Raw genomic sequence first — 20,720 nt, 5'->3', positions numbered from 1 at the left:
TAGCCCAGATAGCCGATTAGGGCTTGGTTTATTTGTAAGTGATAACCGACAGGAGGAGCAATACCGATGCTTTGGCAGGAATTAACTGTACATACGACAGAAGAAGCAATAGAAATGATTACGAACTTTGTTCATGAATTGGGCGCCGGGGGCGTTTCCATTGAAGAATCAGGGACCTTAAACAAAGAGAGAGATACCTCGTTTGGTCAGTTGTACGAAACACCTTTTAATGATATCCCAGAGGGAAGAGCCGTTATTAAAGGTTACTTCTACCATGGCACTGATATGGAGCCCATCATGGCTAACTTGAAGGAATCTGTTGAGCAGCTTAAAGAGTTCGATATCGATACTGGAAATCCTACATTTGAGTTAATAGAAGTAGACGATGAGGATTGGGCGCATGCTTGGAAGCAGTATTTTAAACCTATTCGTGTGTCTGACCGTTTGACAATTAAACCAACATGGGAAGAGTATACGGCTTCGCCTGATGAATTGATTTTGGAGCTGGATCCTGGGATGGCTTTCGGTACAGGTACGCATGCGACAACGTCTCTTTGTTTGAAAACATTGGAGAAGGTACTTCAGCCGGGTGACGACGTCATTGATGTGGGAACTGGTTCCGGTATTCTTTCGATTGCAGCTGCGAAGCTAGGCGCCAAGCATGTGCTCGCTGTTGACTTGGATCCGGTAGCTGTGACAAGCGCGCTAGATAATACAAAACAAAATCAGCTCGAAGATAAGATTACAGTAAAACTCAGTGATTTACTCGGCGTATTAAAAGAAAGCGAGACCGAAGGCGCTGCGCAGCTTGGAGTCACAATTCCTGTACAGCTCGTTGTAGCGAATATTTTGGCTGAAGTCATTGTACTGTTCGTAGATGATGTGTATGAAGTCTTGCAGCAAGGTGGTTACTATATCACCTCGGGGATTATTACAAACAAAGAAGCTGATGTCGAAAAAGCACTAATTGCAGCCAAATTTACGATCGTAGAGAAAAACTATGATTCGAATTGGGTCGTGATTGTAGCTAGAAAGCTGTAGGTGTCCATACATGGGAGGATTACTGTTTTATGACTGGAGTACATTACCGTTTGTTATTCTAGTCCTTGTTCTTTCTTTTACCATTCATGAATTTGCTCATGCGTATAGCGCCTATAAATTAGGAGACTCTACGGCTTATCAGTTTGGCAGAGTTTCTTTAAATCCAATGGTTCACCTTGATCTGTTCGGTACGATTATGCTGCTGATTGCTGGCTTTGGTTGGGCGAAGCCTGTTCCTGTGAACCGCGGGAATTTTAAAAGCCCACGCTTGATGGGGATCATTGTGACCGCAGCAGGGCCACTCAGCAACTTGATTCTAGCCTTTATAAGTTTCTTTATTTTTGCTTTATTTCAGAAATATGGTTGGTTAGAAGGCATGTCTAAAGGGAGCGCAAGTGCGATCCTGATCTTCTTGCAATTAATGATCAAAACGAATCTAACTCTGTTCCTGTTCAATTTAATCCCGATTCCGCCATTAGATGGTTATCGAATTATTCAAGATTTAGTGGATCTGAGATACACGGAGTCGCTGCAGAAGTTTGAACAATGGGCATCGGTCATTTTCTTGCTAGTTGTATTTGTAAGACCTTTACGACAAGTGACTTTAGATCCTTACTTAAGTTTGGGGAATGACATCATCCGTTTGTTCTCAACGCCGATTGCTTGGATTTTGGGGATGTAACGATTCCAATTTCAACCCATTGTAGATTTCCAAGACCAAAAAAGGTATGATGGTGAGTGGAAGTTTCATTCTAACAAAGAAATGAACGAAGATAGAGAGGCTTTGACTATGCAGCGTTATTTTCTCCCGCTTGAGCAGTTTCACGAGGCTACACGTACAGTCACCATAGAGGGAGACGACGCACATCATCTGATTCGAGTCATGCGGGCAGATATTGGCGACAAGATTATTTGCAGTAATGGCGTAGACCGTGAAGTGCTCGCTCGTATTTCGGTGCTGGATAAAGGGCATGCGACCGCGGAAATCGTGGAAGAGCTGCCTATGGATGCTGAAGCGGCTGTTCAGGTGTGGATTGCACAGAGCTTGCCCAAAGGCGATAAGATGGAACTCATTATTCAAAAAGGGACCGAGATCGGGGCAGCCCGGTTTCTTCCTTTTTTATCAGAACGCACGATTGTACAGTACGATGCAAAGAAAGAAGCAAAACGCACCGAGCGTTGGCAGAAGATTGCTAAGGAAGCGGCAGAGCAAGCTCACCGAAATCGTGTGCCGCAGGTAGATTCCGTTTATTCTTGGAAGCTGCTGCTGCAGCGTGCGAAGGAAGCGGATGTCGCTTGGATTTGCTATGAGAAGGAAGATGGTCAGCAATTAAAGCCTGCTATTCAGGAAGCGCAAGCTGCCGGGAAATTGGGTCCAGGGAAACAAGTGCTGATTGCGGTTGGCCCTGAAGGTGGTTTTACGGAACAGGAAATTAAGCAGGCTGAAGAGGCTGGCTTCGCTTCCGTATCGCTGGGTGCACGCATTTTACGCACGGAGACTGCCGCAATGGTAGGTCTTGCGTGTCTTTTCTATGAAACCGGAGAGATGGGAGGATAAGCGTTATGGCAACGGTAGCGTTTCATACATTAGGTTGTAAAGTAAATTTCTATGATACAGAGGCCATTTGGCAGCTATTCAAAAATGAGGGTTACGAGCAGGTTGATTTCGAGAATACGGCAGATGTGTATGTTATTAATACATGTACCGTTACGAATACAGGGGATAAAAAGAGCCGCCAAATGATTCGTCGTGCGATTCGTCGTAATCCTGAAGCCATTGTTGCCGTAACTGGTTGTTACGCGCAGACGTCACCGGCAGAAATTATGGCGATTCCAGGCGTGGATATGGTGATCGGGACACAGGATCGGGAGAAAATCATTCCGCTTGTGAAACAATTTGAGCAGGATCGTCAACCGATCAATGCCGTGCGCAACATTATGAAAACACGTCAGTTCGAGGAACTTGATGTGCCTGATTTTGCCGATCGGACAAGAGCTTTTCTTAAAATCCAAGAAGGCTGCAATAACTTTTGCACCTTCTGCATTATTCCATGGTCACGCGGTTTGATGCGCAGCCGTGAGCCGCAAAGCGTTATAGCGCAAGCTGAGCAGCTTGTGGCTGCAGGTTATCAAGAAATCGTACTGACGGGTATTCACACCGGTGGTTATGGCGAAGATATTGAAGATTACAGCTTGGCGAAGCTGCTTTGGGATTTGGACAAAGTCGAGGGCTTGAAACGAATTCGTATCTCCTCAATTGAAGCCAGCCAAATTACAGATGAAGTTATTGAAGTTCTGAAATCCTCAGACAAAATGTGCCGTCATCTGCATATCCCGCTGCAAGCTGGCGATGATCAAGTTCTCGCACGGATGCGTAGAAAATATACAACAGCGGAATTCGCTCGTAAAATCGAACGTCTTCATGAAATTATGCCGGATGTCGCGATTACGACGGATGTCATTGTTGGTTTCCCAGGTGAAACCGAAGAAATGTTTCGCGACGGTTACAAGTTTATGGAGCAAATGAAATTCTCCGAAATGCACGTATTCCCTTACTCCAAACGGACAGGTACTCCTGCTGCGCGGATGGAAGACCAAGTGGATGAGGAAATTAAAAATGCTCGCGTACACGAGTTGATCGATCTTTCCGAGAAAATGCAGCTTGCTTATGCGCAAAAATTTGTAGGTGAAGTTCTAGAAGTCATTCCGGAACGTGCTTACAAAGGTGCTCCTGACAGCGGACTGTACATGGGTTACTCCGATAATTACGTGCAGCTTGTGTTCCAAGGCTCCGAAGACATGATTGGCCAAGTTTGCCGCGTTAAGGTAACGGAAGCCGGTGTTAATGAAAGCAAGGGACAGTTGGTTCGTGTTTTAGAAGCGGCTAATGTCGTGAATTTGTAATTCCTTTCTCTTAAGGCTATAAAACCTACCTCTAAACGTAGTCGCTCATCTTGAATGACTACGCTAGAGGTTTTCTCATTAAAGGGTTTAAATGGGGAATGGTTTCAAAAATAAAAACGATGAGGTGCATCAAATGAGTACATTGAGCGCAAAGGAAATTGCAAAATACATTGACCATACGTTATTAAAGCAAGATGCGAGCACAGCCGCGATCCACAAATTGTGTGAGGAAGCTGCGAAGCATCAATTTTTTAGTGTTTGTGTAAACTCCCAGTTTGTTGGAACAGCAAGTAAAGCACTAGAAGGAACGGGTGTAAAGGTTGCTGCTGTTGTTGGCTTCCCGCTTGGCGCAAGCTTGAGCGAAGTGAAAGCATTTGAAGCGGCTAAGGCTGTAGAGAATGGGGCTGCTGAAATTGACACTGTCCTGCCGATTGGCTTATTGCTTGAAGGGCAATATGACGCTGTTCGTTCTGACATTAAACAAGTTGTAGACGCTGTAAAAGGCAAAGCGATTGTTAAAGTAATTATGGAAACAGGTTTCCTAAATGATGAGCAAAAAGCAGCAGCTTGCAAACTTTCCGAAGAAGCAGGCGCTCATTTCGTTAAAACATCTACTGGCTTTGGTCCAGGTGGGGCTACGGTGGAAGACGTTCGTTTAATGCGCCAAAACGTATCCGACACAATTGGTGTGAAAGCATCGGGTGGCGTTAGAGACTTGCAAACTGCGATTGCTATGATTGAAGCAGGGGCTACAAGATTAGGGACTAGCTCAGGTGTTGCTATTGTGAGCGGAACTCAAGACGCTTCCACATATTAAAATAACAAAACGGCAAGGCGAGCAAGGAACATACGATATTGAATATCGTTTGGGAACGGGCAATTTGCTCGGAAGCATCATTAGCAAGAAGAGCTGAAAGGCTTACGAGCTGATGGATGAAGGGGTAGAATAGGACCGCGCCTCCGACATTGAGGAGGATATGCGACCAGGCGACGTATCGCCCGGCGCGGGAACTGCTCATCCCGGCGATTAGTGCGGTCACACAGGTGCCGACATTGGCACCGATGGTTATCGCTACGCCCAGCTCGACGGGAATGCCCCCAACGGCTGCGAGGCCCATCGCCATCGCAATGACAGCTGCGCTGCTGTGTACAAGTGCGGTGACCGCGGCACCGGCGATGACACCCCACAGCAGACTGTGCTGCGCCTGGAGCACGAACCAGGCGAACAGACCTCGGGACTGCAAGGCTGGCCCGATGGTTTGCATGATCTCGATGCCGAGCAGCACGAGAGAGAAGCCGCTGACCGCAAGCGAGCCGTAGCGGACGCTGCGCAGCCAGCTGCGACCGCCGATGTTGGCGGGCGAGCCGGTTGTCGCCGCCAGCGGATGCGCGGCGGTAGGAGCCGGGCCGCCGTCCTGCGGCAGCGGCCCGGCAAACCAGCTCGCCAGCCAGACGGCGGCGCTCGCGAGCAGCATCGGCACGCCGATGCCTCCGAGGCTGAGTCCGATCAGCTCGGTGGTAAGGCACGTGCCGATGTTCGTCCCGAGAATGACGCCTAGCGTTCTCGGGAAGGTTAGTACGCCAGCGCCGACGAGGCCGATGGCGATTACGGTAATGGCGGTGCTGCTTTGGAGCGCCGCCGTGAGTACGGTGCCGGTGGCGAGGCCGCGTACCGGCGTGCGGGTAAACCGCTCCAGCCACAGCTGGAGGCGGGGGCCTGCCCACCGCTGAAGCGCGGTTTCCATCAGCTTCATACCGAACAGAAATAGAGCTAAGCCTGTCAATACAGGCAGTACGATGGTAGTTATCATTGCAGCAGATCTCCTTCGCGAGCTTGCTAATCATTTTTCAACCAATATATGTGACCGTACAGACAAGCATGACAAGCAAGCTGATGAGAGTGAACGGTATCACACAAAAGGACGGCTAAAAGCATAATGGCAGCAGTATTTTTACATAAGAAACGTAAAGCTCGTTTGGAGCAAGGACACCCATGGGTATACAAAAGTGAAATCGAGCGTGTAGATGGTGAGATCGAACCAGGACAGTTAGTTCCTGTTCAAACGCATCTCGGCCAATATCTAGCAACGGGTTATTATAATGAGGCTTCCCAAATTACGGTCCGGATCGTATCCTATAAACCGCTTGAAGCGATGACAAAGGAATTTTTTGTTGAGCGGTTTACGCGCTGTTTACAGCATCGCAAGCGCTTTGTGAAAGATGCGCAATCTTATCGCTTGGTTTATGGTGAAGCCGACTTTTTGCCGGGTCTCATTGTAGATAAATTTGAGGATACGCTCGTTGTACAGCTCCTTACCATGGGAATGGATCGCTGCAGAGAACAAATTGTTGCTGCATTGGTTCAGGTTATGAAGCCAACGGGCATATTTGAACGCAGTGATGTTTCGATTCGTGAGCTGGAAGGGTTGAAACAGACCAAGGGCTTACTGTATGGCGAGTGTCCCAAGCATGTTGACATTTTGGAAAATGGCCTGCGCATTCGCGTTGATATTGAAGAAGGTCAGAAAACCGGTTACTTCTTTGACCAAAGAGAGAATCGCGCAGCCATCGCTCCCCTAATGACGGGATGGGGCCATCGCAGCGGAATTGAACTGAAAGAGATTGAGGGGGAGGATGGCGTAAGCCAGACACTCCCAGTGAATGCGAATGGCAAAGTCGTTTCCTTTCCATATTGGGACGGCGCTTCGGTGCTGGAATGTTTCTCGCATACGGGGAGCTTCACGTTAAATGCCTGTAAATTCGGTGCGAAAAAAGTAACCTGCCTCGATATTTCGGAGCATGCGATTGAAAGTGCGCGGACGAACGTTGCGTTGAACGGTTTTGAAGAACGCGTAGAGTTTGTGGTCGCAGATGCTTTCGAATACTTGCGTACTCAAGTCAAAGGCTTGGATGAGCGCAAAGTTCGTGCCAATGCGGGCAGCGGTAAGGCTAAAATGGATACATCGAAGCCGGTTGCAGAAGGTGGACGGACTTGGGATGTAGTCATTCTTGATCCTCCTGCTTTTGCAAAAACGAAGAGCGCTGTAGAAGGTGCCTGCCGCGGCTACAAGGATATTAATTTGCACGGCATGAAGCTTGTAAACGAAGGCGGCTACTTGGTAACAGCGAGTTGTTCCTATCACATGCACCCTGAGTTATTCCTAGAAACCATTCACGCGGCGGCGACTGATGCAGGTAAAATTCTGCGTTTAATCGAGTTCCGTGAAGCGGGTATGGACCATCCTCGCATCCTTGGTGTAGATGAGGGACATTACTTGAAGTTTGCCATATTTGAGGTACGGAGTAAGTAGGAGAACGGACAAATAGGAATTTGAAAAGCGAGGCTAATGTGCCTTGCTTTTTTTATTTGGTACGCCGAGGCAATGAAATTCATCGCAATAGTATGGGAATGGTGTTAAAACCCAATGAGAGGCCGAAAATACACGTTCAAATGATCTAAGTAAAGTAGCATGTTGCATCGACTTCTCAACAGTCTGTCCCGCACGTCAGTGCCAATTAGGCGCGGAAAACGCGCTTAATCGGGCACCTCCGAGCAAATAGGCGCGGAAACCGCGCTTTCAGCGAGAGCTCGGCGAGCCGAAGCCCGTCAGCTGAGTCTGAGAAGCCGAAAATCGACTTCTCAGCAGGCAGTCTTGCACGGTCCGTGCCACGGAAACGCCTTAATCGGGCACCTCCGAGCAAATAAGCGCAGAAACCGCGCTTTCAGCGAGAGCTCGGCGAGCCGAAGCCTGTCAGTTGAGTCTGAGAAGCCGAAAATCGACTTCTCAGCAGACTGTCCCGCAGGTCTGTGCGGATTAAGCGCAGAAAACGCGCTTAATCGCCCACCTCCGAGCAAATAGGCGCGGAAACCGCGCTTTCAGCGAGAGCTCGGCGAGCCGAAGCTCGTCAGCTGAGTCTGAGAAGCCGAAAATTAGCCTGAGAAGGCAGAAAAGGCTGTCTCGGAGGCTCGAATACAGCGAAAGTGGCGTGAGACGTCTGAAAAGAACTTCTCAGCTACTAAGAGCAGGCAAATTAGTGGGTTTGCAGCCTGAGAAAGCAGAAAAGGTTGTCTCAGAGGACCGAATGGAGCGAAGATGGTGCGAGACGTCTGAATAGAACCTCTCAGCTTCTGAGAGCAGGCAAAGCAGTCGGATTTTTGATTTGAACATTATTACAAGTTTAAGAATTTATATTTAATTATCAGCAACCAAGTTTGTAAAGGATCTAAAGAAGGTAAAACAAAAGAAACACTTGAATACATACATACCCATTGTAATTTTACTCAAAGTTGCGATCCCACTTCAAACAAAGATATGGAAAGGGAGAAAACTACAAATGAATACTTTAAAGCAACCTAACAAAATTTTAGGTCGAAATGTGATTAGTACCCTTGAAACCGTGGATATTCAGACCGGTGAACGAAAGGCTTTGGCCCATTTCGACGAACTAATTGAAGCACCTAACTGGACGGTTGACGGTAAGCGACTCATTTATAACAGCTTAGGCTGCCTCTATTCCTTCGACATTGCCACGCTAGAAAGTACAATTATCGATACTGGATATGCCACGCAATGTAACAATGACCATGTGCTGTCATTTGATAATACTCAAATCGCGGTAAGTCACCATACTCAGGAGGATGGTCATTCGAGGATTTATGTTTTGCCCTTAAAAGGCGGCAATCCAGTCCTCATCACACCCATGGCACCCAGCTATCTGCACGGCTGGTCACCAGACGGCAGCACCTTAGCTTATTGCGCCGAGAGGAACGGTCAGTATGATATCTACACCATCCCTGTAATTGGTGGCGTTGAAATGCAGCTGACTGATTCTCCTGGTCTTGATGACGGCCCCGAATACTCGCCGGATGGCATGCATATTTGGTTCAACTCCGTCCGTACAGGCCTTATGCAGGTATGGCGAATGAATGCCGACGGCAGTGAACAGACACAAATGACGTTTGATGAAAGCAACAGCTGGTTCCCGCATATCTCTCCCAATGGAGAATCCGTAGCCTTTATTTCCTACTACAAGGATGATGTCGCCCCTGGAGACCATCCAGCGAATAAGAATGTAGAACTTCGAATGATGTCTAGTACTGGCGGTGAATTTCGTACGTTGGTTAAGCTCTTTGGGGGCCAGGGTACAATCAACGTCAATTCTTGGTCGCCCGATAGTAGGCAGCTGGCATTTGTTAGCTATCAGCCAAAGGAAACAGATTAGATATATCAAATAATCATCACACAAATTGTGAGAAATAACACGAAGGAGGAGAGGCGTATGAGATATCGTCAACTGGGAGACACAGAGCTTCAAGTTAGTGAAGTTAGCTTCGGTACATGGGGAATTGGCGGCGGATGGGGACACTCAAATGATGATGAGGCGCTGAAAGGTCTACATCATGCAATGGACGCGGGGGTAAACTTTTTTGATACGGCTGATGTTTACGGCAGTGGCCATGCGGAAGAGCTTTTAGCTAAAGCCACCAAAGGAAAAGAAGATAAAATTTACGTTGCAACGAAGTTTTGCCGCGCAGGCGATATTCACGATCTTAGTACATACTCTGAGGAGTCAGTACGTCATTATTGTGAGAGCAGCTTGAAAAGATTGAAACGTGAAAGAATCGATCTGTATCAAATTCACTGTCCGCCGCTTTCCATCTTGAAGGATGGTCAAGTGTTCGAGGTACTGGAGAAGCTAAAAACAGAAGGTAAAATCCGCCATTATGGGGTGAGCGTAGAGACGGTTGAGGAAGGCTTGTTCTCTATCGGCATTCCTGGTGTGATGGCACTTCAAGTCATTTACAACTTGTTCCGCCAAAAACCTGCCGAATCATTATTCACACAGGCGAAAGCTGCGGGTGTAGGGATTCTCGTAAGATTACCGTTAGCAAGCGGACTACTGACTGGAAAATTTACAGAAACTAGCACATTTGCTGAGGATGACCATCGGAACTTCAATGCAGACGGAGCCCAGTTCAACGTAGGTGAAACGTTCGCAGGACTGCCCTTCAATAAAGGTGTCGAGCTGTCCAGGGAGCTGACATGGATTGCGGAAGGCCGTGGAAATATGGCCCGAGCTTCAATGCGCTGGATTCTGGACAATCCGAACATTACTTGCGTAATTCCAGGGTTTAAAAACGAACGTCAGGTAGAGGATAACCTCGGTACGGTACATGTTCCTCCGTTCACACCAGAGGAGCTAGAACGTATCCAAAGCTTTTATCAAGATAAGGTGAAAGATCATATTCGGGGGCCCTACTAAGAGGAATTGTGAAGTCTTAGACCTCAAAAAGTTTGGATGGGTAATAATGCTATCCGATTTTATGGGCACAGTAAAGTAATGGAAATAGTCTTATTAACCTACTAGTGGTGAGGTACTGTATGAGGAAAATTGCTGCGATTACTGGAGGAGGTCAAGGCATAGGGCGTGCTATTGCTCTGTCTTTCGCCCAAGAAGGATATGGTATCTCTATTGCGGATGTCGATAAGGATGCTGGCTTGGAAACGGTTGAGCTGCTTCGCCCATACACGGATGATGCGATGTTCCTGAAGTTGGACGTGTCCAACGAAGAGGAAGTCCGTCATTGGATGGAACGAACTGCCACTGATCTTGGTGGAATAGACGTGCTGGTTAATAATGCAGGTATTTTTCACGTTGCAGATGTATTAGAGCTCACGGCAGAGCAGTTTCAACGTGTTATTTCCGTAAATCTGAGCGGGGCCTTTCTCTGTTCGCAAGCAGCGGCTCGAGTTATGAAAAAGAACGGTAGAGGTGGTTCTATCATTAACATGGCGTCTACAAGGGCTTTCATGTCAGAACCCAATACAGAGGCGTATTCCGCTTCCAAAGGCGGTATTGCAGCACTAACACATGCAATGGCCGTTAGTTTAGGGAGCTATGGTATACGCGTAAATTCGATATCTCCAGGCTGGATCGAGGTAAGAGAATGGCAGCTCTCTTCCCGGAAGGAGTTCGTTGTCCATTCGGAAACAGATCGAAAGCAACACCCAGTTGGCCGGGTCGGGAAGCCTGAGGATATCGCCGCTGCTTGTCTGTACTTATCCAGTGAAAAGGCTGGATTCATCACCGGTCAGAATCTAACAATTGATGGTGGGATGAGCGTTAAAATGATTTACGAAGAAGAATAGCAATATCATAAATGATGTCATATCGATAAATTTATATGATTGATACATATATTTTATTGAATTTTATTTATCGAGATGAAAGAAAACTCCAATTGGATGAAACTGTCATTACCGACTAAGATGAGGGAAGAACGATTTCACTTCTCATCGAAAGGATGATGACAATATGGCATCCGTAACAGGCTTAGAAGGCATTATTGCAGCAGAAACAGAATTGTCTTTGGTGGATGGGGAGAAAGGATATCTTGTATATCGCGGTTATGAGGCTAAGAAGTTAGCCTTGAATAAGAGTTTCGAAGAAGTGGCTTATTTACTCTGGCATGGTGAGCTGCCTACCGAGGAGATACTTGTCAATTTCAGAGCCCAATGGTCGGCGCATCGGAGTTTGTCCGAAATATTGAAAGCTGCCATAAACTTGCTGCCATTGGAATGCGATATGATGAGTGTGCTGCGTACAGCGATCTCGTTTCTAGGAACAGAGTCTGTAAAGGAAGCTGCTTGGCCTCCCCAATATGAATCAGTCTTGGCATATACAGCTTTGGTGCCAACCATTATTGCTTATAAGTATCGACAGTCATTGGGACTTCAGCCTATTGAACCTAATCCAGAGCTGGATCATGTAGCCAATTATTTGTACATGCTGACTGGAACAGTACCACAGCCTGTACATGTGAAGGTGTTAACGGCTTATTTCGTATTAGCAATGGAACATGGGATGAATGCTTCTACGTTCTCAGGACGTGTAGTGCTGTCTACACAGTCTGATATTGCTTCAGCTCTTTGCGCATCGATTGGCGCGATGAAAGGGCCGCTTCATGGCGGAGCACCATCTGAAGTCCTTCATATGCTGGATGAAATAGGAAACAAAGATCGTGCGGAAACATGGTTAATTGAACAGCTGGAATCCGGTAATCGACTGATGGGTTTTGGACATCGAATTTATAAAACAAGTGATCCTCGAGCGGAAGCACTAAGGCAAATCATGACGGAATTAGCCTCAGAGGATCCATGGTTCGATCTTGCTATTCACGTTGAAAAGCTGGCCGTCGATTTGTTGGCAGTCTATAAACCTGGGCGGAAATTGTATGTGAATGTGGAGTTTTATGCAGCAGCCGTCATGCGTGCTATCGCCTTGCCGAAATCTTTATTTACTCCCAGCTTTACAGCTAGCCGAATGGTCGGATGGACGGCTCATTTGCTAGAACAAGCAAGCTGTAATCGTATTTTTCGGCCGCAATCCGTCTATATCGGTGAAATGCCTGCTGACTTGCAACAGCCATAAGAGCAGAGCCTTATCGTCAAGTTTGGTCGAGCAGGCTGGATGCACTTGAACAGTTTTTAGATGAGGAGGAATAAAGAAAATGTTAGCTTCCATACAAAAAGTTGAGGGTGGCTATGTCGCTCGCTTTGATCGCCCACTCAAACATTCCGTTGAAAAAGTTTGGGCTGCTTTAACGGAGAATGTTAAGCTTGCCAGATGGATGTCTAATCTCCAAGTTGAAGATCTTCGCATCGGAGGAAATATCAAATTCGATATGAAGGACGAATCTGGGACCTTTATCGATACGAAAATTACAGATTTCCAGCCATACTCCGTCCTGGAATTCGAGTGGGGTAATGATCGTGTTCGCTTCGAATTATACCCAAAACCGGAAGGCTGTTTACTCGTATTAAATGAGTTTATTAGCGCAATAACCGATCATACACCCAAAGATTTATCTGGATGGCACATTTGCCTCGATATGATGTACGCTTTATTGGATGGACACCCCATGGACTTTCCAAAAGCTGATTGGGAAAAGTGGTATGAAAAGTACAAAATAGCAGTCAGCAGTATAGATTAGAAAAAAATCATATAAGACAAATAAGCTGATCTCTCGGCCCTAATGGCGAGAGATCAGCTTATTTGTTCTAGCGAAAGCCCATCATCTCCCACACCTCTTTTCTACCAAAAGTATGATAGAATAGGAGAGATATGAGAACAAAAGTATATGTTTACGAAGCAAGCTTTCCAAGGAAAGCTTTAAGGAGGCCCTGCATATGTCCATTCGATTCGTAATCGGTAGAGCCGGAAGTGGCAAAAGCGAACGCTGCCTTACAGAGATGAAGCAGCATTTAGCGGCAGAGCCGGAAGGTCACCCGCTTATTTTATTAGTACCGGAGCAAGCAACGTTTCAGGCAGAGCATGCGCTCGTCTCTGATCCTAGCATTCGTGGAATGATCCGTGCTCAGGTGTTGAGTTTTCACCGTTTGGCATGGCGTGTCATGCAAGAAGAAGGCGGCACAGCGAGGCTGCCCATTGATGATACAGGCAAGAAATTGCTGTTAACCAGCATTTTACATAAATATAAAGACGAGCTTCACCTATTCGGACATTCGGCGGAGCAAATGGGGTTCGTAGACAGGTTGAATCAGCTTTTCACAGAAATGAAACGGTATTGTGTAACCGCTAAGCAGCTGGAAGAGCATGAGAATAAACGTGTGATTACGCTCGGAGAGAGCGGTTTACTGCGTGATAAAATGCATGACATTCAGCTGGTCTATCGGCAATTTGAATCTGAGCTATCCCGTCAGTATTTGGATGGCGAGGATTATTTAACGCTGCTGGCGGAGCAAATACCGAATTCCGCTTATTTGCGGTCGGCATCGGTATGGATCGACGGTTTTCACGGCTTTACGCCGCAGGAGTTTGCGGTGCTTGGCGCACTATTTTCTGCGTGCAAACAGGTGACGGTTACACTTTGTCTTGATCGAGAGCTGCAGGCCGGGGATACGCCCGATGAGCTGGATTTGTTTCACCCGACAGCAACCACGATGGTACGGATGCAAGAACTCATATGGAAACTTGGTTTACCATCAGCTGAAGTTCATCTCTTGGCTCCTGAAACTTCGCCGCGCTATGAAGATAGTCCGGCTTTAGGCTATTTAGAGCGGAAGTTCGATCGACGTATAGGCGGCGGTGCTGGGCAATATAAGCCTGCGCCAAATGAGAAATTAAGCGACCAGCTTGTTATTAGAGAGGCTGTCCACCGCCGTGCTGAGGTTGAGGGTGCCGTAAGGGATATGCTGCTGCTGGTTCGTGAACAGGGCGTTCGATGGCGGGAAATTGCAGTCATGGTACGGAACATGGAAGGTTATCAGGATTTGTTAAAAGCAGTTTTGACCGATTATGACATTCCTCACTTTTTTGACCAAAAGCGGTCAGTCCTTCATCATCCGCTCGTTGAATTCATTCGCTCAGCCTTGGAAGTTGTGCAGCACAATTGGCATTACGATGCCGTATTCCGGTGTGTCAAAACGGATCTGCTGCTGCCAACGGAAGCAGCTTCCCAGCGGACGGAGCTGGATAAATTAGAGAATTATGTACTTGCGTTCGGCATTCAAGGGTATAGATGGACGGACGGCAAGCCATGGACCTATAAATTTCGAGCTAATTTGGAGCAAGCGGATGATGGTGTACAGGAGCAAACGGCAGAGCTGCAATCCTTAAATACGAGCAAAGCGTGGGTTGTAAGACCGCTCCATGCCTTTTCGAAACGTTTACAGCAAGCAAGCTCTGTTAAAGGTCAAGTTGAAGCGCTATACGAGCTTCTGGTCACTGTACAGGCTCCTGAGAAATTAGAGTCTTGGAGTGGGCAAGCGATCCTAGATGGGAAACCAGAAAAAGCGCGAGAGCATGGCCAAATGTGGGATAGTGTCATGGATATGCTCGATCAATTGGTGGAGACGATGGGGGAAGACTCCTTAAGTCTGGAGCTTTTTAACGGACTTATTGAGACCGGTATGGAGAGTATGAAGCTAGGCTTAGTGCCGCCTTCGATGGATCAGTTATTGATCGGGAGCATGGACCGGACACGTTCCAGCGGGATTCGATATGCTTACATTTTGGGTGTCAACGATGGGGTTATCCCATCTCAAATGGATGAAAAAGGAGTTCTTACAGAAGCGGAAAGAAGTGTACTGACAGAGTCGGGCTTGCCAATGGCGGATGGTACTCGCCGCAAACTGCTGGACGAGCAGTTTATTGTGTATACGTCGCTAACCGTACCAGGTAAAAGACTTTGGATGAGCTACCCGCTTGCCGACGAAGAAGGGAAATCACTTCTGCCTTCGGAGTTAATCAAGCAGATGCGCCAGCTTTTTCCGGGGACAGAAGCCCCGCTTTTACTTGCTGAACCAGCAGCTGAATCGTCAGAAGGCGAACAGGCGGCTTATATTTCACACCCCATTCAAGCCATCTCCTATTTGGCTGTTCGAATGAAGCATTGGATGTTAGGTGGACGAATGGCTGACCTTTGGTGGGAAACGTACAATTGGTATGCCGAGCAGCCTGCATGGCAGATGAAGCTGCAATCATTAGTTCAGGCGCTGCAATATACGAATAAAGAGAATGGCCTCAGTTCGAAGACAAGCAAGCTTTTATATGGGCAAAATTTACGTGCGAGTGTATCGAGAATGGAGAAGTATGTGGCTTGTCCTTTCTCCCATTTCGTGTCCCATGGCTTAAGACTGCAGGAAAGACGGGTTTATCGACTTGATGCTCCGGACATTGGGCAATTGTTCCACGCAGCGCTAAATCAGTTTGTCCAAAAGCTCCAGCAGGATCAGTTAGACTGGGGCTCGCTTACAGCTGAGCAATGCATGGAGCGTTCCGCTCAGGTCGTGGACGAGCTCGCGCCAAGGCTCCAGGGAGAAATTCTGTTAAGTTCAAGCCGTTATGCTTACATAGCCAGAAAATTGAAGCAGGTTGTAGGCAGAGCAGCAGTTGTACTAGGTGAGCATGCTAAGCATGGACAGTTCCAGCCACTGGGACTGGAGATTGATTTTGGACCTGGCAAAGAATTGCCGTCACTGACCTTCGAGTTGGATAATGGCTGCACCATGGAAATTATCGGTCGGATTGACCGTGTCGATAGAGCTGATGGCGAGCAAGGCGTTCTTTTGCGCGTTATTGACTATAAATCGAGTCAAACCTCCTTACAATTATCTGAGGTGTATTACGGTCTTTCCCTGCAAATGCTGACTTATTTGGACGTCATTATTACGCATGCGGAGCAGTGGTTGGGCATTGCGGCGAAGCCGGCAGGCGTGCTTTATTTCCATGTGCACAATCCGATGCTTCAGCAAAAAAATGCGCTCGAACCCTCAGAAGTCGAGAAGGAGCTGCGCAAACGCTATAAAATGAAAGGCCTGATCACCGCTGATGCGGAAGTAGCCGGTATGATGGACGATGAGCTAGTGAAGAGTGCCGGTCACTCACAGCTTATCCCAGTTGCCTTGAAGAAGGACGGAAGCTTCTACTCAACCTCTTCGGTTGCAACAGATGAACAGTGGGATACACTTCGTAAATATGTGCGGAAACAGGTCAAACAGATCGGAACGGGTATCACAGATGGACATGTGGATATTGCTCCGTACCGTTTGGGTAAAAAAACAGCCTGTCTGCATTGTTCGTATAAATCGATTTGTCAATTTGATCCGTTATTTGAAGGCAATGAAGTTCATCAGCTCAAACAACGGGGTAAAGATCAGCTCTGGTTCGATCTGGAGCAAAACGTGAGCCAATCATAACGACAGAAAGGAGTGTACATAACGTGAATAAACAACAACAGTCTAAGCCTCCTGGCAGTACATGGACGGATGATCAATGGGATGCAATTACACTCAAGGGTCAAAATATGCTGGTTGCCGCTGCTGCTGGTTCAGGCAAAACCGCCGTACTCGTCGAGCGGATTATACGCCGGATATCCAATGAGTGGGAGCCGATTGATGTTGACCGCTTGCTGGTTGCAACGTTTACCAAGGCAGCGGCATCTGAGATGAAGCATCGTATTCGTGAAGCGCTGGAAAAAGAGTTGATGAAGCAGCCGCATTCGCAGCATTTGCGCAAGCAGCTCGCACTAATGGGGCGCGCATCGATTACTACGCTGCATTCCTTCTGTCTGGAAGTCGTTCAACGTTACTTCAGCCTTATTCGGTTAGATCCGGGCTTCCGTATCGCAAACGAAACGGAGGCAGACCTGCTTCGCCAAGACCTGTTAGGCGAAATGCTTGAGCAGTACTACGCCGTGAGCGGAGAGAACAGCGCCTTCTGGCGGCTGGTCGATTCGTTCAGCGGCGAGCGTAACGACGACGCGATCATGCAGCTTATTCAGAAGCTGTATGATGTGTCGCGCAGTCATCCGTGGCCGGAGTACTGGCTCAGGGCGACGGCTTCGATGTTTGGACCGCCGCCGCAGATACCGCAGGAGGTGCCGGATGAGGCAGCCTCCGTTATGCAGGAGGCGCTGCCTTATGTTGCCGCTGCGACTGCGCCAGCGGACTATTCGATCTGGGAGCAGAGTCTGATCCGCGACCTATCATTAGAGCTGGAAGGAGCCGCTGATCTGCTGCGGCAAGCGCAGCAAATCGCTGAATCGCCTGGCGGTCCGGCCCCGTATTTGGACAATCTGCGAGAAGATTTGCTGCTCGTAAACAATTTGAGTGAAACGACCACCTATCCGTGGTCCGTCTTGTATCTTGGTTTCCAGACGGTCGAGTTCGGGAAGCTCAAAGCATGCAAGGGCGATGACTATGATAAAGGGCTGCAGGAGGAAGTCAAAGAGCTGCGAAATAAAGCCAAAGAGCAAATTAACAAAATGAAAGAAGAGCTGTTCGGGCGTACTCCGGAACAATTCCATCAAGAAATTGCCGAAATGGCTCCTCTGCTTCACACGTTAGTGGATCTGGTTGTTGATTTCGGACAGCGGTATCAAGAAGCCAAGCAGGCTAAGGGTTTGATCGATTTTGCCGATTTGGAGCACTATTGTTTACAAATTCTTAGCGCAGAGGGCTCTATCCCCGGAGAACTGATTCCGTCCCAGGCTGCTCAGGCTTATCGCAGACAATTCGTGGAAGTACTTTTGGATGAATATCAGGATACGAACCGCGTACAGGAAGCTATTGTAGAACTGATCTCAAATACGAAGCCTGGTAATCGGTTTATGGTAGGAGATGTGAAACAGAGTATATATCGGTTCCGTCTTGCTGAGCCAGGTCTCTTTCTGGAGAAGTATAAGGCGTACCGTTCCAATAAGGATGAATCGCCAGAAACGTCTTCCGAGGGTGGAAGAATCGATTTGGCGCGTAATTTCCGCAGTCGCATTCAAGTTGTCGATGCGGTCAATTTTCTTTTTAAACAAATGATGAACGAAACTGTTGGTGAAATCGCCTATGATGAGCGTGCAGAGCTTGTATACGGAGCGGGCTATCCGGCATCTGCTTCCGATTGCTCAGTAGAAATGCTGATTGTCGATCGTGGGACGGAAGTGCCAGACAAAAGTGAATCGTTCACTGAAGATAACGATGATCAAGAGTCAGAAGGTTTTGGAGAAGAGGCCGTAGGGGCCTCTGATCCCGTAATAGAAGCGCAAGAACTTGAAACAGCGCAGCTGGAAGCGCGAATGATTGCTCGCCAAATTCGAGGATTGCTCGGTGCAGGGGGACAGGAAGCTTTTCAGGTTTTTGATAAAAGAACAGGCGGGGATCGTCCTGCGACTTATCGCGATATCGTAATTTTGCTGCGGGCAACGCAGGCGTGGTCTCCTGTCATCATTGAAGAACTCAAAAAACAGGGCATACCAGCCTATGCGGAACTGAGCACCGGATATTTTTCTGCAACAGAAGTAGAAGTGATGCTTTCCTTGTTGAAAGTCATCGACAATCCGTATCAGGATGTGCCATTGGCGGCCGTACTGCGTTCACCGGTTGTGCAGCTAACCGCTGAGGATTTAGCACAAATTAGGGTCGCGGATAAATCAGTGCCTTTTTACGAGTCTGTCTTACAGGTAGTTAAAAGTGCAGTGTCAGATGATAACGAAGCTCTTTTAAAAAAGCTGAACCATTTTCTTGAGCTACTGGAAAATTGGCGGAATGACGCCAGACAAGGCTCCCTTGCTGATTTAATTTGGAGCATCTATAGAAAAACGGGCTATTACGATTTCGCCGGAGGATTGCCGGGTGGCTTGCAAAGACAAGCTAATTTAAGAGCGTTATACGATCGTGCAAGACAATACGAAAGCACATCCCTGCGTGGATTATTCCGCTTCCTGCGTTTTATCGAACGAATGAAAGAGAGTGGCGGAGATTTAGGCACTGCACGTGCGCTTGGTGAACAAGAAGATGTGGTTCGCATCATGTCTATTCATAAAAGTAAAGGGCTTGAGTTCCCTGTTGTATTCGTGGCAGGAATGGCCAAAATGTTCAATCAGCGAGATCTGAATGATGCTTTTTTACTGCATAAAGAGCTCGGCTTCGGACCTCGGTTTGTGGATACGAATTTGCGAGTAAGCTATCCAACATTGCCTTCCTTAGCTATCAAAAGAAGGATGAAGCTAGAATTGCTTGCAGAGGAAATGCGCGTCTTGTATGTGGCTCTCACAAGGGCTAGAGAAAAGCTGTATTTACTAGGTACAGTGAAATCACTCGATAAGCTGCTGCGTGGGTGGGGGCGTCATCTGTCTAGGACAGATTGGTATTTGCCGGACTTTGAATTGGCGAAAGCGAGGAGCTATCTCGATTGGGTCGGACCTGCTCTGCTTCGTCATCCAGATGCGGCTCTGTGGAGAGAGCGCCTTGGTATTAGTGAGGCATCCTCTGGCGTGCGTCTGCTTCAAGATCCTTCACAGTGGAAGTTGACGGTTATCCAGCCTGAGAGCTTGCAAATGGAAGAAATGTTGGAAGCTGAGAATGTGTTACCCGACGCAGACCGCATGTCAGCTGTTCATCATAGTCATTCTGTGACTACAGTGGGCAGATGGAAGGACTGGTTGGAGGATCGGCTTTCTTGGACATATGAATACCCGGATGCGCCTAAGCATTTTGCTAAGACCACTGTGTCGGAAATGAAGCGTTTGTCTGAAAGGAATCGCATTGCAGGAGAAATGGAATTTCCAACTGGAGCAGAAACTGCTGTTTTGGATGAGTCTCAGGTGAAGCCAAAGACTACGGTATGGCGCAGGCCTAGATTCATGGAAGAGAAAAAGCTAACTGCAGCTGAAAAGGGAACCGTTGTCCATGCTGTTATGCAAAATCTATCTCTGCAGGAATCGCCGACGGAATCGAGTATACAGGCAACTCTCGAGGAGATGCTGAACAAACAAACACTTACGCAAGAGCAAAATGATGTTGTAGATATACCGGTTATATTGAAGTTTTTCGAAACAGAAGTTGGCAAACGGATGGTACAAGCTGCGAACGTGCAGCGTGAGGTGCCATTTAGTTACGGACTGCCAGCGGATGAGGTCTACATTGGGACAGACCGTTCCACGATTGGTGAGACAGTATTAATTCAAGGGGTTATCGATTGTTTATTCGAAGACGAGCTTGGACTCGTGTTGGTAGATTATAAAACGGATGCGGTAAAGGGAAGCAGTGATGCGGAACTAATGGTGCGTTATGAGAAGCAAATAACACTGTATACCCGGGCTGTGGAACATATTTGGAAGCGTCCTGTGAATGGGAAGTTCTTGTATTTCTTTGATGGGGCGAAATTGTTGGAGATGTAAAAGGGGATAGATAGATAGATAGATAGATAGATAGATAGATAGATAGATAGATAGATAGATAGATAGATAGATAGATAGA

General features: G+C 47.5%; 14 protein-coding genes. 13 read left to right on the top strand and 1 reads right to left on the bottom strand.

What is annotated here, in order from left to right; all coding sequences use genetic code 11:
- The first annotated feature begins 66 nt into the window (after positions 1-66).
- From prmA to deoC, 5 genes are all read left to right on the top strand, one after another.
- On the top strand, positions 67-1,041 hold the full coding sequence (prmA, locus tag GC102_RS05530; RefSeq protein WP_171688519.1) for a 50S ribosomal protein L11 methyltransferase: 975 nt from the start codon (positions 67-69) through the stop codon (positions 1,039-1,041).
- Between the two features lie 10 nt (positions 1,042-1,051).
- A complete protein-coding gene (locus GC102_RS05525; protein ID WP_171688518.1) occupies positions 1,052-1,723 on the top strand; it encodes a site-2 protease family protein in 672 nt (223 codons plus the stop codon).
- A gap of 108 nt (positions 1,724-1,831) precedes the next feature.
- Positions 1,832-2,599: a 16S rRNA (uracil(1498)-N(3))-methyltransferase gene (locus GC102_RS05520; protein ID WP_171688517.1), complete on the top strand. Its 768-nt coding sequence runs from the start codon at positions 1,832-1,834 to the stop codon at positions 2,597-2,599.
- Between the two features lie 5 nt (positions 2,600-2,604).
- Positions 2,605-3,945, top strand: coding sequence for a tRNA (N(6)-L-threonylcarbamoyladenosine(37)-C(2))-methylthiotransferase MtaB (gene mtaB, locus GC102_RS05515; RefSeq protein ID WP_057303125.1), 1,341 nt, complete (start codon positions 2,605-2,607; stop codon positions 3,943-3,945).
- A 133-nt stretch (positions 3,946-4,078) separates the two neighbouring features.
- Positions 4,079-4,762: a deoxyribose-phosphate aldolase gene (deoC, locus tag GC102_RS05510; protein WP_171643719.1), complete on the top strand. Its 684-nt coding sequence runs from the start codon at positions 4,079-4,081 to the stop codon at positions 4,760-4,762.
- Here deoC and GC102_RS05505 read toward each other — a convergent pair.
- Complete coding sequence (locus GC102_RS05505) at positions 4,725-5,756, bottom strand: Na/Pi cotransporter family protein (protein ID WP_171688516.1); 1,032 nt, start codon at positions 5,754-5,756, stop codon at positions 4,725-4,727. The genes deoC and GC102_RS05505 overlap by 38 nt on opposite strands.
- Before the next feature lie 126 nt (positions 5,757-5,882).
- On the opposite strand from GC102_RS05505, the gene GC102_RS05500 reads away from it, so the two are divergent.
- The 8 genes from GC102_RS05500 to addA all read left to right on the top strand — a co-directional run bounded on the left by GC102_RS05500 (position 5,883) and on the right by addA (position 20,641).
- On the top strand, positions 5,883-7,256 hold the full coding sequence (locus GC102_RS05500; protein ID WP_171688515.1) for a class I SAM-dependent rRNA methyltransferase: 1,374 nt from the start codon (positions 5,883-5,885) through the stop codon (positions 7,254-7,256).
- 1,066 nt (positions 7,257-8,322) lie between these two features.
- Positions 8,323-9,168 (top strand): TolB family protein, encoded by an 846-nt coding sequence (locus GC102_RS05495; RefSeq protein WP_312883172.1) that lies wholly within the window; start codon positions 8,323-8,325, stop codon positions 9,166-9,168.
- A 57-nt stretch (positions 9,169-9,225) separates the two neighbouring features.
- A complete protein-coding gene (locus GC102_RS05490; protein ID WP_171688513.1) occupies positions 9,226-10,209 on the top strand; it encodes an aldo/keto reductase in 984 nt (327 codons plus the stop codon).
- 119 nt (positions 10,210-10,328) lie between these two features.
- Positions 10,329-11,096 (top strand): SDR family NAD(P)-dependent oxidoreductase, encoded by a 768-nt coding sequence (locus GC102_RS05485; protein WP_171688512.1) that lies wholly within the window; start codon positions 10,329-10,331, stop codon positions 11,094-11,096.
- 166 nt (positions 11,097-11,262) lie between these two features.
- Positions 11,263-12,378 carry a citrate synthase/methylcitrate synthase gene (locus GC102_RS05480; RefSeq protein ID WP_171688511.1) on the top strand — a complete coding sequence of 372 codons (1,116 nt, stop codon included), beginning with the start codon at positions 11,263-11,265 and terminating at the stop codon, positions 12,376-12,378.
- Positions 12,379-12,457: 79 nt separating this feature from the next.
- Positions 12,458-12,940 (top strand): SRPBCC family protein, encoded by a 483-nt coding sequence (locus tag GC102_RS05475; RefSeq protein ID WP_171688510.1) that lies wholly within the window; start codon positions 12,458-12,460, stop codon positions 12,938-12,940.
- A gap of 196 nt (positions 12,941-13,136) precedes the next feature.
- Positions 13,137-16,667 (top strand): helicase-exonuclease AddAB subunit AddB, encoded by a 3,531-nt coding sequence (gene addB, locus GC102_RS05470; protein WP_171688509.1) that lies wholly within the window; start codon positions 13,137-13,139, stop codon positions 16,665-16,667.
- 23 nt (positions 16,668-16,690) lie between these two features.
- Positions 16,691-20,641, top strand: coding sequence for a helicase-exonuclease AddAB subunit AddA (gene addA, locus GC102_RS05465; protein ID WP_171688508.1), 3,951 nt, complete (start codon positions 16,691-16,693; stop codon positions 20,639-20,641).
- The last annotated feature ends 79 nt before the right edge of the window (positions 20,642-20,720 follow it).

Origin of the sequence: Paenibacillus germinis (assembly GCF_013141785.1) — a bacterium.
GTDB classification, from domain to species: domain Bacteria; phylum Bacillota; class Bacilli; order Paenibacillales; family NBRC-103111; genus Paenibacillus_E; species Paenibacillus_E phytorum.
Note: the sequence above shows the minus strand (reverse complement) of the source record. Positions and strands in the feature narration are given on the sequence as shown.

What these genes read in the sequence shown, in the direction of transcription:
- GC102_RS05505 (WP_171688516.1), bottom strand. Translation starts at nt 5,756, where the DNA reads ATGATAACTACCATCGTACTGCCTGTATTGACAGGCTTAGCTCTATTT.
- GC102_RS05475 (WP_171688510.1), top strand. Translation starts at nt 12,458, where the DNA reads ATGTTAGCTTCCATACAAAAAGTTGAGGGTGGCTATGTCGCTCGCTTT.
- addB (WP_171688509.1), top strand. Translation starts at nt 13,137, where the DNA reads ATGTCCATTCGATTCGTAATCGGTAGAGCCGGAAGTGGCAAAAGCGAA.
- deoC (WP_171643719.1), top strand. Translation starts at nt 4,079, where the DNA reads ATGAGTACATTGAGCGCAAAGGAAATTGCAAAATACATTGACCATACG.
- GC102_RS05490 (WP_171688513.1), top strand. Translation starts at nt 9,226, where the DNA reads ATGAGATATCGTCAACTGGGAGACACAGAGCTTCAAGTTAGTGAAGTT.
- GC102_RS05520 (WP_171688517.1), top strand. Translation starts at nt 1,832, where the DNA reads ATGCAGCGTTATTTTCTCCCGCTTGAGCAGTTTCACGAGGCTACACGT.
- GC102_RS05485 (WP_171688512.1), top strand. Translation starts at nt 10,329, where the DNA reads ATGAGGAAAATTGCTGCGATTACTGGAGGAGGTCAAGGCATAGGGCGT.
- prmA (WP_171688519.1), top strand. Translation starts at nt 67, where the DNA reads ATGCTTTGGCAGGAATTAACTGTACATACGACAGAAGAAGCAATAGAA.
- GC102_RS05500 (WP_171688515.1), top strand. Translation starts at nt 5,883, where the DNA reads ATGGCAGCAGTATTTTTACATAAGAAACGTAAAGCTCGTTTGGAGCAA.
- GC102_RS05480 (WP_171688511.1), top strand. Translation starts at nt 11,263, where the DNA reads ATGGCATCCGTAACAGGCTTAGAAGGCATTATTGCAGCAGAAACAGAA.
- GC102_RS05525 (WP_171688518.1), top strand. Translation starts at nt 1,052, where the DNA reads ATGGGAGGATTACTGTTTTATGACTGGAGTACATTACCGTTTGTTATT.
- mtaB (WP_057303125.1), top strand. Translation starts at nt 2,605, where the DNA reads ATGGCAACGGTAGCGTTTCATACATTAGGTTGTAAAGTAAATTTCTAT.